The sequence below is a fragment of the Streptomyces sp. JLYT201 genome, from assembly GCF_059448825.1.
This window is the reverse complement of sequence record NZ_CM182551.1, coordinates 5,029,036-5,045,371: the sequence shown is the minus strand read 5'-3', so window position 1 is coordinate 5,045,371 and position 16,336 is coordinate 5,029,036. Positions and strand designations below refer to the sequence as shown.

Sequence of the window (16,336 nt, the reverse complement as noted above, 5' to 3'; positions counted from 1 at the left end):
CCCATGGGTCCCGGTCGGGCCCGGGGAGGTGGGGCAGGGGCTAGACGAGGGCCTCCACGGCCGTCGTCGCGAATCCGTGGTCCTGCTCCGGGGCGCCACCACCGACACCGATGGCGCCGATGAGCCGGCCGTCGCGGTGGACGGGCACGCCGCCCGCGATGAACAGCAGCGGCCGGTCGAGGGCCGTCGGCAGCGTGTGGAAGAGGCCGCCGGGCTGGACCGCGTCCACGAGGTCGGCGGTCGGGGTGTTCAGCTGGAGCGCGGTGTACGCCTTGCGCGTGCTGGTCTCGCCGGCGATCAGCACCGCCCGGTCGTCACGCCGGAAGGCGAGGAGATGGCCACCGGCGTCGAGGACGGTGACGCTGACGTGGACTCCGGCGGTGTCGGCGGCGCGGTGTGCGGCACTCACGAGGGCCTCGGCGTCGGAGATGGTCAGCGGGGCGACGGCGGTGGGGGCGGGGGTGGTGCTCACGAGGGGTCTCTCCTTGATGGAACGGTGTTTCGGTGAGGCCCCTCGCCCCGGGCCAGTGGAAGCCGGGGCGAGGGAGGCTTGGGGTCAGTGGTGGGCGGCCGCTGCGTGCTCGGGCACGGGGGTGGCGCCGGTGACGACCTTGGTGGGCGCGGGGGACCGGCGCTCCAGCGCCGCCGACAGGAAGGCGAGGACCAGGGCGGACGCGGCGAGCACGGCACCGACCCAGTTCGGAGCGGTGTAACCGAAGCCCGCGGAGATCACGATGCCGCCGAGCCAGGCCGAGAGGGCGTTGCCCAGGTTGAAGGCGCCGATGTTGACGGCGGAGGCGAGCGTGGGCGCTCCGGAGGCCTGGTCGAGGACCCGCTTCTGCAGCGGCGGCACGGTGGCGAAGCCCAGGGCGCCGATCAGCATGATGGTCACGGCCGAAGCGATCTTGTTGTGCGCGGTGAGCGTGAAGACACCGAGGACGAGGGCCAGCGCGCCGAGCGAGACGTACAGCATGGGCATCAGCGCACGGTCCGCGAACCGGCCGCCGATCAGATTGCCACCGACCATGCCGAGGCCGAACAGAACGAGCAGCCAGGTCACGGAGGACTCCGAGTAGCCGGCGACCTCCGTCATCATCGGCGTGATGTAGGTGATGGCCGCGAACACTCCGCCGAAGCCGAGCACGGTCATCGCCATGGCGAGCAGCACCTGCACGTTGCGGAACGCGCCGATCTCGTGGCGCAGGCTCACGCCCGCGGGCTTGGGCAGGTCCGGCACGAGCTTGGCGACACCGGCGAGGCCGACCACGCCCAGGGCGGCGACGATGACGAAGGTGATCCGCCAGCCGATGGCCTGGCCCACGAACGTACCCAGCGGGACGCCGACCACATTGGCCACGGTCAGACCCGAGAACATGGTGGCGATGGCCCCGGCCTTCTTCTCGGGGGCGACCAGCTCGGCCGCGACGACCGAGCCGATGCCGAAGAAGGCACCGTGGGCCAGGGAGGCGACGACGCGTCCGGCGAGCATCACGCCGAAGGCCGGTGCGACGGCCGAGAGCAGATTGCCCGCGATGAACAGGCCCATCAGCAGCATGAGCATCCGCTTGCGCGAGATGCGGGTGCCGAGGGCGGTCATCAGCGGGGCACCCAGCACGACGCCCAGGGCATAGCCGGTCACGAGGAACCCTGCCGTGGGGATGGAGACGTCGAAGTCACCCGCGACCTCGGGAAGGAGTCCCATGATCACGAACTCGGTGGTTCCGATTCCGAAGGCCCCGATCGCTAGGGCCAGAAGCGCGAGAGGCATGGAGCTACCTTCCAAACGGTTGCGGGAGCGCTTAACGTGCGTCCACAATAGTTGCAGACGCTGGTTAATTGCAAGCGCTGGATATTGCAGCGGTGGACTATCCTGGACGCAGCCGCTCTGGGACGCAGGAAGACGGAGGAACCGCCATGACCGCGACCGACCCCGCACTCACCGCGCTGGCCCAGGGCTGGTGCGCGCTCTCCCTGCTCCACGGGAAGATCGAGTCCCATGTGGAGCGGGCGCTCCAGGCCAAGCACGGACTGAGCGTGCGGGAGTACAGCCTGCTCGACGTGCTCAGCCGCCAGCACGACGGCGAGGGCGGCCATCTGCAGATGAAGCAGGTCGCCGATGCCGTGGTCCTCAGCCAGAGCGCCACCACCCGCCTGGTCACCCGGCTCGAGGAGCGCGGTCTCCTCCTGCGCTACCTGTGCCCCACCGACCGGCGCGGCATCTACACGAACGTCAGCGAGAGCGGCATCCAGCTCCTCGCCGAGGCCCGGCCCACCAACGACGCGGCCCTGCGCGAAGCCCTGGACGAGGCCGCGCAGAATCCCGAGCTCGCCCCGCTGGTCCGGGTCGTCGAAACGGTGCGCGCGCCTGCGTGAGGCACGGCCTGCCGGGCGGCGAGCGTCGGGCGGCAAGCGGCCGGGGGCCCAGCGGCCGGGGGCCCAGCGGCTTGCAGCCCGCGGCCTGCAAGCCCGTGTCCCGCAGCCTCCGCATAGGCTGCGGCCATGGGAGATCTTGAGATACGACCTGCCGTCGCCGATGACATCCCCGCGATCGTGGCCATGCTGGCGGACGACCCCCTGGGCGCCCAGCGCGAGTCGCTGGACGACCTCACCCCGTACTTCCCCGCCTTCCAGCGGCTCGCCGAGGACCCGAACCAGCACCTGGTCGTCGCCGTCCGCGAAGGCCGCGTCGTCGGCACGCTCCAGCTCACGATCATTCCGGGCCTTTCCCGGAAGGGTGCCACGCGGTCGATCATCGAAGCGGTACGCGTGCACGCCGAGGAGCGCGGCAGCGGCCTCGGCACCCGGTTCATCGAGTGGGCCGTCGATGAATCCCGGCGCCAAGGCTGCCAGTTGGTGCAGCTGACCTCGGACGCCACCCGCACCGACGCCCATCGCTTCTACGAGCGCCTGGGGTTCACAGCCTCACACGTGGGCTTCAAGCTCCAGCTCTGAAGCGGGCTCCGACGCCGTTGAACGGCCGCTGCCATGCGCAGCGAAAGGCCCAGGGTGTCCTGCTTCGCTGTTTCACGTGAAACAGGACAACCTGGCCTTCGTGTCCGCAGTCGGTCCTCGTCCGCGCGGCCGGTCCTTGACCACGATCGGCCCTCGACCGCAGTCAGTCCCTGTTCGGGGGTTACGCGAGGCCCCGCCACCCCTCCGGGTCCACCCCGCCGGGCACCGGAGCCTTCGCGTCGTACGGCTCCCGTGTGAAGACGAACGACCCCAGGTCGAGATGGCTCACCGAACCGTCCGGCCGCCGGACCGCCCGCAGGAGCTCGCCCGCGTAGTACCCGTCGAGCCCGGTCCACGTCCCGTCGCCGTTCGGCCGGAAGCGCGAACCACGGCCGCCGCCCGCGAGCGGGCCCAGCTGGACCGCGCCGTCCGCCGCGAGGCGCAGCGCCTGGGCGCTCGTCCCCCAGTACCAAGGCCCGGTCAGCTCCAGTACGGCCGGGTCGACCTCGCGCAGCGGCCGCCAGGGCTCAGGGATGCGCGGCTCCGCCTCCGCCACGATCCCCACGAGCTCGGCCGCCACCATGGCCACCGGAAGGCCGGAGGTGCAGTTGGCGAGGACCACGGCCGCGACGTCGGCCTCCTCACAGGTCCACAGGCTGGCGAGGAATCCCGGCAGCGAGCCCGTGTGCCCGATGAGCACGCCACCGCTGAACCGGACGATGCCGACACCGAGCCCGTACGTCTGTTCCGCGTCACCGAACTCCGCGACCGCCGCCGGCGCCTTCATCTCCCGGACCGTGTCGAGACAGAGCACCCGGTCATCACCCCGCATCAGGAACACGGCGAAGCGCGCCAGGTCGGCCGTCGTCGACCACAGCTGCCCTGCCGGAGCCATGAGCCCCAGGTCCTCCACGGCCTCCGGCAGCAACACGTCGGCCCACGGATGCACCGCCCAGCCACCCGCGTGCGGAGCCACCGGCTGCCCGCTCGTACGGTTCAGACCGAGCGGTTCCAGGACCTCCCTGCGCAGCACCTCCTCCCACGGCGCACCGCGCAACGCCTCGATCAGCGAACCCAGGAGCGTGTAGCCGGGGTTGGAGTAATGGAAGCGGCGCCCCACCGGGTGCTTGAAGGGCTGCTCCCCAAGGACGTCACTCAGCTCGGGCCGCAGTGACGCGGGGCTGCGCTCCCACCACTGCCCCGGCGTCTCGGCCGCGAGTCCGCCCCGGTGCGACAGGAGTTCAGCGATCGTGACCTCCCCTACGCCGGTGCCCGGCAGATGCTTCTCCAGCGGATCGGAGAGATCGAGCAAGCCCTCGTCGCGCAGCCGCATCACCAGAACCGCGGTGAACGTCTTGGTGATCGATCCGATGCGGTACTGCACGTTCTCGTCCGGCCCATGGCCGTCGACCGAGGTCCGGCTCCCCGTCCACACCAGCTCACCTCCCCGCACAACGGCAGCGACCAGGGACGGTGCTCGCCCCTCCGTCTGAGCGGTGGCAATCCGATGGGTCAAGGCGCGGCGCGTAGAGGGAAGCAGCTCTTCGTTTGTCATGGGGCCAGTTCATACGGGCGTGTGCCCGGGCGTCGAGCCCATTACGAACGCATCCGTGCCCGCGGGAGCGCTTCCGGTCCACGTCATGCCTGGCCACACCATGCTTCGCGTGCCTGGCCACGCCATGTTTCACGTGAAACGTGCGCGCTTGCGTACGGGAGGTTCGGTCGGCCGCCGGGCCCCTGGGCGAGGAAGCCGAGGACGTGCTTCAGGACGCCCGGCTGCTCGGTCGGACAAGGTCGCCCGCCTGCTCATCGGAATCGCCGCACGCCCCACACGGTCGCACCTGTGACCCACGTCTCATCGATGCATGTCACGAATCCGCAGCCCCGCTCTGTCTACCTTTCGACGCCGCACCGGCGGCGGACATCGGAGGGAGAGCGTGATGGCAGCGCACATCGTGGTTCTGGGAGCGGGTTACGCGGGCGTGGTCGCGGCCAAGTCGATCGCCAAGCAGTCAGGCACCCGGGTGACCTTGGTGAACGCGAGCGACCGGTTCGTCGAGCGGGTGCGGATGCACCAGGTCGCGGTGGGCCAGCAGGTGCGCCAGCGGCCGATCGCCGAACTGCTCACAGGCGCCCCCGTGGAGTTCGTCGTCGACCGCGTCGTCGCCATCGACGCCGAGCGTCGCGAGGTCGTCCTGGCCGATGCCGCGCCCCTCGGCTACGACACGCTGGTCTACGCGCTCGGCAGCCTCGCCGCCCACGACGCCGTACCGGGGGCCGCCGAGCACGCGTATCCGCTGGCCGTCGCCGAGGACGCCGACCGCCTGCGGGCACGGCTGGCCGCGGGCGGCACCGTCACGGTCGTCGGCGGCGGCCTGACCGGCATCGAGGCTGCGGCCGAACTGGCCGAGACACGGCCGGAGTTGAAGGTACGCCTGGTCACCGGTGGTGCGCTCGGCGCGGCGCTCTCCGAGCGGGGTCGGCAGCACCTGCGGCGCGTCTTCGCCCGCCTCGGTATCGAGGTACGGGACAACGCCAAGGTCACCGAGGTCCGCGCGGACGGCGTACTTCTCGCCGACGGCGCGCTGCTGCCCTCGGACACGGTGGTGTGGACGACAGGCTTCCGAGTACCGGAGATCGCACGCGAGGCCGGTCTGGCCGTCGACGACCACGGGCGCGTGCTCGTCGACCCGACGCTGCGCTCGGTGTCCCACCCGGACGTCTACGCCATCGGCGACGCGGCCGCCGCCCGTCGGCAGGACGGGCAGGAACTGCGCATGGCCTGCGCGACCGGCCTGCCGTCCGCGGCCCATGTGGCGCGGTCGATCAGCGACCGTCTGGCGGGCCGCACCCCGAGCCCGCTGCGCTTCCGGTACCTCAACCAGTGCGTCAGCCTGGGCCGCCGCGACGGCCTCATCCAGTTCGTCCGGGACGACGACAGCGCGGTCGAACGCGTGCTCACGGGCCGCGCCGCCGCCTGGTACAAGGAGTTCATCGTCCGGGGCGCCCTGTCGGCCCAGCGCCACCCGGGCCTCGTGAAGCTGACCCCGCGCGGGAGCAAGGCCGCATAGCCCGACAGGCAGGCACCGCCCTGCCGCGCGCGTTACGTCTGGGCCATGTCCACGAAGCGCGAGTAGTGGCCCTGGAAGGCGACAGTGATCGTCGCCGTGGGGCCATTACGGTGCTTGCCCACGATGATGTCCGCCTCGCCCGCGCGCGGCGACTCCTTCTCGTACGCGTCCTCGCGGTGCAGCAGGATGACCATGTCGGCGTCCTGCTCGATGGAGCCGGACTCACGCAGGTCGGAGACCTGGGGCTTCTTGTCCGTGCGCTGCTCGGGACCACGGTTCAGCTGCGAGAGCGCGATGACCGGGACCTCGAGCTCCTTGGCCAGCAGCTTCAGGTTTCGCGACATGTCCGAGACTTCCTGCTGACGGCTCTCGGCGCGCTTCGAGCCACCGGACTGCATCAGCTGCAGATAGTCGATGATCACGAGCTTGATGTCGCTGCGCTGCTTGAGGCGCCGACACTTCGCGCGGATCTCCATCATCGACAGGTTCGGGGAGTCGTCGATGTAGAGCGGCGCCGCCGAGACCTCGGGCATCCGGCGGGCGAGCCGGGTCCAGTCCTCGTCCGTCATCGTGCCGGAGCGCATGTGGTGCAGCGCTACGCGCGCCTCCGCGGACAGCAGACGCATCGCGATCTCGTTGCGCCCCATTTCCAGGGAGAAGATCACGCTGGGCAGGTTGTGCTTGATGGAGGCGGCGCGCGCGAAGTCCAGGGCCAGCGTGGACTTACCCATGGCGGGGCGGGCCGCGATGACGATCATCTGGCCGGGGTGCAGACCGTTGGTGAGCGAGTCGAAGTCGGTGAAGCCCGTCGGCACACCCGTCATCTCGCCGCTGCGGGAGCCGATCGCCTCGATCTCGTCGAGGGCGCCCTCCATGATGTCGCCGAGCGGCAGATAGTCCTCGCTGGTGCGCTGCTCGGTGACGGCGTAGATCTCGGCCTGGGCGCTGTTGACGATCTCGTCGACGTCGCCGTCCGCCGCGTATCCCATCTGCGTGATGCGGGTGCCCGCCTCGACCAGGCGGCGCAGGACCGCGCGCTCGTGCACGATCTCCGCGTAGTACTCGGCGTTCGCCGCGGTCGGGACCGTCTGGACCAGGGAGTGCAGATAGGAAGGGCCGCCGACCTTGGTGATCTCGCCGCGCTTGGTGAGCTCGGCGGCGACCGTGATGGGGTCGGCGGGCTCGCCCTTGGCGTACAGGTCGAGGATCGCGGTGAAGACCGTCTCGTGGGCCGGGCGGTAGAAGTCGTGGCCCTTGAGCACCTCGACGACATCGGCGATGGCGTCCTTCGACAGGAGCATGCCACCGAGCACGGACTGTTCCGCGTCCAGGTCCTGGGGCGGCACGCGCTCGAAGGAAGGGCTCCCTCCGTCCCAGCCTCGCTCGTGCTGCTCATCACGGCCCTGGCCGCCGTCGCGGCGCGGGCGGGACGCGGGCAGCCGGTCCCCCGGTCCGCTGTCGGCCCACGGGTCGTCCAAGGGCTCGGAAATACTCACCGGGCCACCTCCTCCCGTCCGCCGCGCGGACCTCGCCGTGCCCCTCTTTCCTACGGCACGACACTGACAAATAAGGGGGCCCAACTCCGGTTCTGACGCGTCGGATTTGCGTGGTTTCCCCGATGACAGGACGAGGCGGGCGCCGCACAACCGTAGGCCCGTCGGCACCGTCAGCCAATCTGGTTATCCACAGGCGCTGTGGATGACTGCCCCGATGCTGTGGAGAACCCCGGGAAACCTGTGCACGGCCCGGTGGACAGCCCTGTGAACAAGCCCTCAGGCGACTTTCCACAGCCGCTCTGACCTGCGCCTTTCCCATCCACTGGCTGTGCAGAAGAAAAACTTCCCCAGTCGGCCCAAGATCTCGTCGAACTGCGCCCGTCCGCACGCCCACTCTCGGCTCAGGTAAGGGTCCTAAGTCAATTGCATCTCTTACCTGTGGAAGATTAGATTGGTGCTCATGACACAGGCTCCCGCGGCGCCCAAGGCCGCCCGGCGACGACACGACCGAGAGATCGTCGCACTCGCCGTTCCCGCCTTCGGCGCACTCGTGGCCGAGCCCCTCTTCGTCATGGCCGACAGTGCCATCGTCGGCCACCTCGGCACGGCTCAGCTCGCCGGCCTCGGCATCGCCTCGGCCCTTCTGACAACCGCCGTCAGCGTCTTCGTCTTCCTCGCGTACGCCACCACCGCCGCAGTCGCCCGCCGTGTGGGCGCCGGTGACCTCCCGGCCGCCATCCGGCAGGGCATGGACGGCATCTGGCTCGCCCTTCTGCTCGGCGTGGCCGTGATCGCCGTCGCCCTGCCCACGGCACCCGCGCTCGTGGGCCTCTTCGGAGCCTCGGACGCCGCCACGCCCCACGCGGTCACCTATCTGAGGATCTCGGCCCTCGGGATACCCGCGATGCTGGCTGTCCTCGCCGCCACCGGCGTCCTGCGTGGCCTCCAGGACACCAAGACGCCGCTGTACGTCGCCATCGGCGGCTTCGTCGCCAACGGCGTGCTCAACGTGCTCCTCGTCTACGGAGCGGGCCTCGGCATCGCCGGGTCCGCCTGGGGCACCGTCCTCGCCCAGTGCGCGATGGCCGCCGTCTATCTGACCGTCGTCGTCCGCGGCGCCCGACGCCATGGCGCCTCGCTGCGCCCGGACGCCGCAGGCATCAGAGCCTGCGCACAGGCGGGTGTCCCTCTGCTGGCCCGCACGCTCTCCCTCAAGGCGATCGTCATCATCGCCACCGCCGTGGCCGCCCGGCTCGGCGACGCCGACATAGCCGCGCACCAGATCGTCCTGTCCCTGTGGAGCCTGCTGTCCTTCGCCCTCGATGCCATCGCGATCGCCGGGCAGGCCATCATCGGCCGCTATCTGGGAGCGGGCGATGCCCAGGGCGCCCGCGACGCCTGCCGCCGCATGGTGCAGTGGGGCATCGCCTCGGGTGTCGTCCTCGGCCTGCTGGTCGTCCTGGCCCGGCCCGTGTTCGTCCCGCTCTTCTCCAGCGACACCGCCGTCCAGGACGCCGCTCTGCCCGCGCTGATCGTGATAGCCCTCGCGCAGCCGATCTGCGGCGTCGTCTACGTACTCGACGGTGTCCTCATGGGCGCGGGAGACGGGCCGTATCTGGCCTGGGCCATGTTGATCACCCTTGCGGTGTTCGCACCCGCAGCCCTGCTCGTCCCCACCCTCGGCGGCGCGCTGACCTCCCTGTGGGTCGCGATGACGCTCATGATGACCGTGCGCATGCTCACCCTGTGGCTACGCTCCCGCTCGGGCCGCTGGATCGTCACAGGGGCCACGCGCTGAGGCGATGTTTCACGTGAAACGTGCCCTGCGTCTGAGCACCGTCTCCTGATCCACAGCCGCGTCACGGCGTTCCAGCCGCGGCCGAGGGAAGCACTTCTGCTCAGCACCATCCGCGCATTCCACGCTGTCCACGCATGACAAGAGGGCCGCACCAGTAGGTGCGGCCCTCTTGCTCAGTCCTGCGAAACGCAGCGCTAGCGCGGCGTTCAGGCAGCGACGACCTCGACGTTGACCTTGGCGGCCACCTCGGGGTGCAGACGCACGGACGTCGCGTGGGCGCCCAGCGTCTTGATCGGCGCGCCGAGCTCGATGCGGCGCTTGTCGACCTTCGGGCCACCGGCAGCCGCGATCGCCGAAGCGACGTCAGCCGGGGTGACGGAACCGAAGAGACGACCGGCGTCGCCGGAGCGGACGGCCAGACGGACCTTGACGCTCTCGAGCTGGGCCTTGATCTCGTTGGCCTGCTCGATGGTCGCGATCTCGTGGATCTTGCGCGCACGACGGATCTGCGCGACGTCCTTCTCGCCACCCTTGGTCCAGCGGATCGCGAAGTTCCGCGGGATCAGGTAGTTGCGAGCGTAGCCGTCCTTGACGTCGACGACGTCGCCAGCGGCACCGAGGCCAGAGACCTCGTGGGTGAGGATGATCTTCATGTTTCGGTCACCCTTCCCTTATCGCGCGGTGGACGTGTAGGGCAGCAGCGCCATCTCACGGCTGTTCTTCACGGCCGTGGCGACGTCACGCTGGTGCTGCGTGCAGTTGCCGGTCACGCGGCGGGCACGGATCTTGCCGCGGTCGGAAATGAACTTCCGCAGCATGTTCGTGTCCTTGTAGTCCACGTACGTGACCTTGTCCTTGCAGAATGCGCAGACCTTCTTCTTAGGCTTGCGCACAGGCGGCTTCGCCATGGTGTTTCTCCTGTGTGATCAAGAAGTGTGGGTGCGCCCCGCCTTCTCGTCCCGGGACCGGGGCCCTGGGTCTTAGAAGGGGGGCTCGTCCGAGTAGCCGCCGCCGGAGCCGCCGGAGCTTCCGCCCCAGCCGCCACCGCCGCCGCTGCCGCCCTGCTGGCCGCCACCGGCCGGCGCACCGGTCGCCCAGGGGTCGTCGGCGGGAGCACCGCCGCCACCCTGCTGCTGACCGCCACCGGGGCCACCGCCCCAGCCGCCGCCCTGCTGACCGCCGCCACCGCCGCCGTACCCGCCCTGGCCGCCGCGACCGGTGGTCTTGGTGACCTTGGCCGTGGCGTTCTTCAAGCTGGCGCCGACTTCCTCGACGTCCAGCTCGTAGACCGTGCGCTTGATGCCCTCACGGTCCTCGTAGGACCGCTGCTTCAGCCGGCCCTGCACGATGACGCGCATGCCTCGCTGGAGCGACTCGGCGACGTTCTCCGCCGCCTGACGCCAGACCGAGCAGGTCAGGAACAGGCTCTCGCCGTCCTTCCACTCATTGGTCTGCCGGTCGAAGGTGCGGGGAGTGGACGCGACGCGGAACTTCGCGACCGCCGCACCGGACGGGGTGAAGCGCAGCTCGGGGTCGTCGACAAGATTGCCGACGACCGTGATGACGGTCTCGCCTGCCATTGGGGGAACCTCTCGGCGGGTTTGCTGCTGGCTGCTGGTGCTGCTACTCGAATCCCGAGTACCGCCGGGCCTCGCGGCTCAGCGGGTCCGAGCCAGGGGGCTCAGTGGGTCTCGGGGCGGAGGACCTTGGTCCGGAGGACCGACTCGTTCAGGTTCATCTGGCGGTCGAGCTCCTTGACGACCGCAGGCTCGGCCTGCAGGTCGATGACCGAGTAGATGCCCTCGGGCTTCTTCTTGATCTCGTACGAGAGACGACGACGGCCCCAGGTGTCGACCTTCTCGACCTTTCCGTTGCCCTCACGGACGACGGAGAGGAAGTTCTCGATCAGCGGGGAGACAGCGCGCTCCTCGAGATCGGGGTCGAGGATGACCATCACCTCGTAGTGACGCATGTGGAACCCACCTCCTTTGGACTCAGCGGCCACGGTCGTTCCGTGGCAGGAGGGTCGTGATGCGTACGCAACGGTATCGGCCGCCACTGACAATCGACCGCCCCGAGCGGAGGTGCGAGGGGGAGTCGCGTCGTGTGGCTGTACCAGTCAGTGACGGATCAGTGACTGGCCTGGGCAGACACCGGTGCAGACGGTACAGAGTACCCGCACCTAGGCTTCCGGTTGAAATCCGGCGGCGGGCGGGCAGAATCTGTACACATCGGGTGTGTATGGCGCTACGATGCGCTGCCTTTCCGCAGGAGGTGCCTCCATGGCACAGACATTGCGACGTGACACCGCCGGTTCCCTCTTCGCGACCGACGGCAAGCCCCATCCCCTCCAGGACACACTGCTCGGCGTGACGCTGATCCTCGGCGCGATCGCCTTCGTGTCCGCGATGTTCCACAACCTCCATCTGCTCAGTTCCTGGACCGGCCTGGTGGGCATCTTCACCGGCGCGTACGGACAGTTCATCTCGGTGACGACGCGGGAGCGCTTCTTCCTGATCGTCGGCCTCGGTGCCTGTGCGGTCGGCTTCTTCCTGGGCATGGCGCACGGCGGCCTCTTCGGTGGACTCTGGTGACCTGCGACGGCCGCGGATGAGCCGTCCCCGGCCGCGCCGCCTTCTCCGAACCGGCTGTTGACCGGTCCGCACCACCCCTGGTCAGACACGGGCCAGGGGCGAAGGTGCGATACGCCCAGACGGGGCGCTCGCAGGGCGCAGTAGGCTTCGGCGCTAGAGCCGGAGCCCCTGTACCCATGGGGACACACCAGCCCGAGGAGCGCCGCGAATGAGCCTGACCCTGAGGACCATCAGCCGAGAGCAACATCTGGCGTACATCCAGAGCCTGCCGTCGGCGAGCCATTGCCAGGTCCCCGCATGGGCAGACGTGAAGAGTGAATGGCGTTCGGAGAACCTCGGTTGGTTCGACGACAGGACCGGTCACATGGTGGGCGCGGGCCTGGTGCTCTACCGCCAGCTGCCCAAGGTGAAGCGCTATCTCGCGTATCTCCCCGAGGGTCCGGTCATCAACTGGTACGCGCCGAACCTGGACGAGTGGCTCCAGCCGATGCTCGCGCACCTGAAGAAGCAGGGCGCCTTCTCGGTGAAGATGGGCCCGCCGGTCGTCATCCGCCGCTGGAACGCCCCCGCGATCAAGGCGGGCATCCAGAACCCCGACGTGAAGCGCCTGCGCGACATCGAGGCCACGCACATCGAGCCGCGCGCCTTCGAAGTCTCCGACAAGCTGCGGCGCATGGGCTGGCAGCAGGGCGAGGACGGCGGCGCCGGCTTCGGCGACGTGCAGCCCCGCTATGTCTTCCAGGTGCCGCTGGCCAACCGCTCGCTGGACGAGGTCCTCAAAAACTTCAACCAGCTGTGGCGCCGCAACATCAAGAAGGCCGAGAAGGCCGGCGTCGAGGTCGTCCAGGGCGGTTACAACGACCTTCCCGAGTGGCAGCGCCTGTACGAGATCACGGCGATCCGCGACAAGTTCCGGCCGCGGCCGCTGAGCTACTTCCAGCAGCAGTGGCGGGCCCTCAACTCCGAGGACCCCAACCGCATGCGGCTGTACTTCGCGCGGCACAACGGCGTGAACCTTTCGGCGGCGACGATGCTCGTCGTGGGCGGGCACGTCTGGTACTCCTACGGCGCCTCCGACAACATCGGCCGCGAGGTCCGGCCCTCGAACGCGATGCAGTGGCGGATGCTGCGCGACGCCTACGCGCTCGGCGCCTCGGTCTACGACCTGCGCGGCATCTCCGACTCGCTGGACGAGACGGACCACCTCTTCGGCCTGATCCAGTTCAAGGTCGGCACCGGCGGCGAGGCCGTCGAGTACGTCGGCGAGTGGGACTTCCCGCTGAACAAGCTGCTGCACAAGGCGCTCGACATCTACATGTCGCGTCGCTGATCCCCGCGCAGTCGCCTTCCGCAATTCCTTCCACATCTCTGTTACACCGCAGCCACCAGAAAGGTTCCGGGACCAGCCATGGCGCTCACGCTCTATGTCGACACCGCGCGCTGGCGGGCACACCAGAAGCACGTGCTTGACCAATTCCCAGGCATCGTCCCGGTCTGCAAGGGCAACGGCTACGGGTTCGGCCACGAGCGCCTCGCCGAGGAAGCCACGCGATTCGGCGCCGATGTCCTTGCCGTCGGCACGACCTACGAAGCCGCTCGGATCAAGGACTGGTTCGGCGGCGACCTGCTGGTCCTCACCCCGTTCCGCCGGGGCGAGGAGCCCGTGCCGCTGCCTGACCGCGTCATCCGCTCCGTGTCGTCGCTCGACGGCGTGCACGGGCTCGTGGGCGCCCGTGTCGTCATCGAGGTCATGTCCTCGATGAAGCGCCACGGCATCACCGAGCAGGACCTGCCGCATCTGCACGCCGCCATCGAGGACGTGCGCCTCGAAGGCTTCGCGATCCACCTTCCGCTCGACCGGCCCGACGGCACGGACGCCGTCAACGAGGTCATCGGCTGGATGGACCGGCTGCGCACGGCGCGGCTGCCGCTGCACACGATGTTTGTCAGCCACCTCAAGGCCGATGAACTCGCCCGCCTGCAGCAGCAGTTCCCGCAGACCCGCTTCCGGGCGCGGATCGGCACGCACCTGTGGCTGGGCGACCACCACGCGACCGAGTACCGGGGCTCCGTCCTGGACGTGACGCGCGTCGCCAAGGGGGACCGTTTCGGCTACCGGCAGCAGAAGGCCGCGTCCGACGGCTGGCTCGTCGTCGTCGCGGGCGGCACCTCGCACGGCGTCGGCCTGGAGGCGCCGAAGGCGCTGCACGGGATGATGCCGCGCGCGAAGGGCGTGGCCCGTGCGGGACTCGCGACCGTGAACCGCAACCTCTCGCCCTTCGTCTGGGGCGCCAAGCAGCGCTGGTTCGCGGAGCCGCCGCACATGCAGGTCTCGATCCTGTTCGTGCCGTCGGACGCGCCGGAGCCGACGGTGGGCGAGGAGCTGGTGGCGCATCTGCGGCACACCACCACGCAGTTCGACCGGATCGTCGACCGCTGACCCCACGCGGCACCCGTGCCGAGGGGCGCGACCCTCAACGGTGAAAGGGCCGGACGCGACAGTTGTCACGTCCGGCCCTTTCACGTGCCGGTCCTCCAGCGCCTCAGACCGTGGTCTCAGCGCCCTCCGAGCCCCCTCCCCGCCCCTTCACCGGCCTCCAGCGTTCCGGCCCTCCTGCTGCAGCCCACAGCCGTTCCGGTCCACCGCCATCCGGGCGTCACCACGTTCGCTCAGGGCGAACGCTTCCCTGTCGTCCCCCATTCCACGTACGTCTCCCCGCCGTCACGCGCGCCGTCGTACCGCGGCGCCCGACCGCTGGGACTGAGCACGAACACGTCCGGGGCACCGTCCAGGACCCCGCCCGAAGGATCGTCCTCGCCGGTCCGCCGCACCACGTCCCGCTCCGGCATGAGGATGTCGCGTACGACCACGGCGCACAGGTACAGCGTCCCCAGCAGGTGGATGGCGATGGCCACTTGGTAGCCCTCGGTCGGCAGCCCCTTGTGGGCGTCTCCGCTCGTCGTGTACGCGAGGTACATCCAGATGCCCAGGAAGTACGCGACCTCGCACGCCTGCCAGATCAGGAAGTCCCGCCAGCGGGGACGCGCCAGTGCGGCGAGCGGGATCAACCACAGCACGTACTGCGGCGAGTACACCTTGTTGGTGAGGATGAAGGCGGCGACCACCAGGAAGGCCAGCTGCGCGAAGCGCGGGCGCCTGGGAGCGGTGAAGCCGAGCGCGGCGATTCCCAGGCAGGCAAGCACCATGAGCACCACCGCCAGCCTGTTCACCGTGTCCGTGGTCGGCGGGTCGTCCATGCGCTGGGCGAGGATGAGCCAGAACGAGCCGAAGTCGACGCCCCGCTCCCGGCTGAAGCTGTAGAACTTCGCCCAGCCGTCCGGCGCCTGGATCATCACCGGCAGGTTCACCGCCAGCCAGGCGGCGGTCGTCGCGATGAGCGCGCTCCCGAACTCCCGCCACTTGCCCGCGCGCCAGCACAGCACGAGCAGCGGGCCGAGGAGCAGCACGGGATAGAGCTTGGCCGCCGTCGCGAGCCCCAGCAGGATGCCGAAGGCGACCGCGCGACCGCGCGACCACATCAGCATCGCGGCAGCGGTGAGGGCGACGGCGAACAGGTCCCAGTTGATCGTGGCCGTCAGCGCGAAGGCGGGCGCCAGAGCGACGAGCAGCGCGTCCCAGGGCCGACGCCGGTGGATGCGCGTCACGCAGACGGCGATGACGGCCGTGCAGGCCATCAGCATCCCGGCGTTGACCATCCAGTAGAACTTCTCCTGGTGCTGGAGGCTGCCACTGCCCGGCGTCAGCCAGGCGGCCACCTCCATGAACAGCCCCGTGAGCACCGGGTACTCGAGGTACTCCATGTCGCCGGGCAGCTTGTCGAAGTACGGCACGAGTCCGTCGGCGAAGCCACGGCCCTGGTAGAGGTGGGGGATGTCGGAGTAGCACGCGTGGGTGTACTGCGAGCTCGCGCCGACGAACCAGGAGCCGTTGTAGCACGGGGCCTTCTGCACCATGCCGAGTGCGAACATTCCGAGGGCGACGAGCGCGATGACGCGCACGGGCGTCCACCAGGTCGCCGCGAGGAGCGCTCTGCGGCCGATGGGCCCGCCGATCAGTTCGCTGCCGGAGGCGGCGACCTCGTCCTGCCTCGTGGGAAGCACGGGCTGCGGCACCCGCTCGCTCAGGGGCGGATGTGCGCGTGTGGGGGGCGTCTTCTCTGCGCTGGGCATGGCGCACATCCTGCCGTACGGACCCTGTCAGGCCCTGGAAGCACCGACGCGTCCACACCCTGTGGCATCGATCGGAAGCGCCCCCAGCGGCGACGGAGCGCTCTGGGCCGCAGCGGGCCCTCAACCCCGCCGCAGCGGGGCCGTGCGCGCCCTCCGGCAGTCCCTTCAGACACGGGCAAGGCCGCCGCACCACGGGGGTGCGGCGGCCTTGTTTCACGTGAAACACGCGATGTG

16 protein-coding genes are annotated in these 16,336 nt (G+C 69.6%); 7 read left to right on the top strand and 9 right to left on the bottom strand.

Annotated elements, in window-relative coordinates:
* Positions 1-40 precede the first annotated feature (40 nt).
* Both AC5WAM_RS20935 and AC5WAM_RS20930 read right to left on the bottom strand, forming a co-directional pair.
* Complete coding sequence (locus AC5WAM_RS20935) at positions 41-472, bottom strand: GlcG/HbpS family heme-binding protein (protein WP_495518464.1); 432 nt, start codon at positions 470-472, stop codon at positions 41-43.
* 84 nt (positions 473-556) lie between these two features.
* Complete coding sequence (locus AC5WAM_RS20930) at positions 557-1,768, bottom strand: MFS transporter (protein WP_242719886.1); 1,212 nt, start codon at positions 1,766-1,768, stop codon at positions 557-559.
* Between the two features lie 146 nt (positions 1,769-1,914).
* On the opposite strand from AC5WAM_RS20930, the gene AC5WAM_RS20925 reads away from it, so the two are divergent.
* Together AC5WAM_RS20925 and AC5WAM_RS20920 are read left to right on the top strand one after the other, a co-directional pair.
* Positions 1,915-2,373 (top strand): MarR family winged helix-turn-helix transcriptional regulator, encoded by a 459-nt coding sequence (locus AC5WAM_RS20925; RefSeq protein WP_495518463.1) that lies wholly within the window; start codon positions 1,915-1,917, stop codon positions 2,371-2,373.
* Positions 2,374-2,499: 126 nt separating this feature from the next.
* Positions 2,500-2,952, top strand: a complete 453-nt coding sequence (locus AC5WAM_RS20920) for a GNAT family N-acetyltransferase (protein ID WP_030676931.1) — start codon at positions 2,500-2,502, stop codon at positions 2,950-2,952.
* A 181-nt stretch (positions 2,953-3,133) separates the two neighbouring features.
* Here the strand turns inward: AC5WAM_RS20920 and AC5WAM_RS20915 are convergent, their stop codons facing one another.
* Positions 3,134-4,507 (bottom strand): serine hydrolase domain-containing protein, encoded by a 1,374-nt coding sequence (locus tag AC5WAM_RS20915; RefSeq protein ID WP_495518462.1) that lies wholly within the window; start codon positions 4,505-4,507, stop codon positions 3,134-3,136.
* A gap of 385 nt (positions 4,508-4,892) precedes the next feature.
* Here AC5WAM_RS20915 and AC5WAM_RS20910 point away from each other — a divergent pair, with 385 nt between their 5' ends.
* Entirely contained in the window at positions 4,893-6,023 is a 1,131-nt protein-coding gene (locus AC5WAM_RS20910; protein WP_495518461.1) for an NAD(P)/FAD-dependent oxidoreductase, read from the top strand.
* Between the two features lie 32 nt (positions 6,024-6,055).
* Here the strand turns inward: AC5WAM_RS20910 and dnaB are convergent, their stop codons facing one another.
* On the bottom strand, positions 6,056-7,519 hold the full coding sequence (gene dnaB / locus AC5WAM_RS20905; RefSeq protein ID WP_172382873.1) for a replicative DNA helicase: 1,464 nt from the start codon (positions 7,517-7,519) through the stop codon (positions 6,056-6,058).
* A gap of 460 nt (positions 7,520-7,979) precedes the next feature.
* Here dnaB and AC5WAM_RS20900 point away from each other — a divergent pair, with 460 nt between their 5' ends.
* Entirely contained in the window at positions 7,980-9,317 is a 1,338-nt protein-coding gene (locus AC5WAM_RS20900) for an MATE family efflux transporter (protein ID WP_495518460.1), read from the top strand.
* Between the two features lie 206 nt (positions 9,318-9,523).
* Here AC5WAM_RS20900 and rplI read toward each other — a convergent pair whose 3' ends face one another.
* The 4 genes from rplI to rpsF form a co-directional block, all read right to left on the bottom strand.
* On the bottom strand, positions 9,524-9,970 hold the full coding sequence (gene rplI, locus AC5WAM_RS20895) for a 50S ribosomal protein L9 (RefSeq protein WP_366790805.1): 447 nt from the start codon (positions 9,968-9,970) through the stop codon (positions 9,524-9,526).
* A gap of 18 nt (positions 9,971-9,988) precedes the next feature.
* Positions 9,989-10,225 (bottom strand): 30S ribosomal protein S18, encoded by a 237-nt coding sequence (gene rpsR / locus AC5WAM_RS20890; protein ID WP_003949403.1) that lies wholly within the window; start codon positions 10,223-10,225, stop codon positions 9,989-9,991.
* Positions 10,226-10,297: 72 nt separating this feature from the next.
* Positions 10,298-10,897, bottom strand: a complete 600-nt coding sequence (locus AC5WAM_RS20885; protein WP_138960679.1) for a single-stranded DNA-binding protein — start codon at positions 10,895-10,897, stop codon at positions 10,298-10,300.
* A gap of 101 nt (positions 10,898-10,998) precedes the next feature.
* Complete coding sequence (gene rpsF / locus AC5WAM_RS20880) at positions 10,999-11,289, bottom strand: 30S ribosomal protein S6 (protein ID WP_006604399.1); 291 nt, start codon at positions 11,287-11,289, stop codon at positions 10,999-11,001.
* A 310-nt stretch (positions 11,290-11,599) separates the two neighbouring features.
* Between rpsF and AC5WAM_RS20875 the strand changes: the two genes are divergently transcribed.
* From AC5WAM_RS20875 to AC5WAM_RS20865, 3 genes are all read left to right on the top strand, one after another.
* Positions 11,600-11,911: a hypothetical protein gene (locus AC5WAM_RS20875; protein ID WP_030676909.1), complete on the top strand. Its 312-nt coding sequence runs from the start codon at positions 11,600-11,602 to the stop codon at positions 11,909-11,911.
* Between the two features lie 208 nt (positions 11,912-12,119).
* Entirely contained in the window at positions 12,120-13,241 is a 1,122-nt protein-coding gene (locus tag AC5WAM_RS20870) for a lipid II:glycine glycyltransferase FemX (protein WP_030676906.1), read from the top strand.
* A gap of 78 nt (positions 13,242-13,319) precedes the next feature.
* Entirely contained in the window at positions 13,320-14,351 is a 1,032-nt protein-coding gene (locus tag AC5WAM_RS20865; RefSeq protein WP_172382871.1) for an alanine racemase, read from the top strand.
* Between the two features lie 230 nt (positions 14,352-14,581).
* Here AC5WAM_RS20865 and AC5WAM_RS20860 read toward each other — a convergent pair whose 3' ends face one another.
* Positions 14,582-16,111, bottom strand: coding sequence for a glycosyltransferase family 87 protein (locus tag AC5WAM_RS20860; protein ID WP_495518459.1), 1,530 nt, complete (start codon positions 16,109-16,111; stop codon positions 14,582-14,584).
* Between the last annotated feature and the right edge of the window lie 225 nt (positions 16,112-16,336).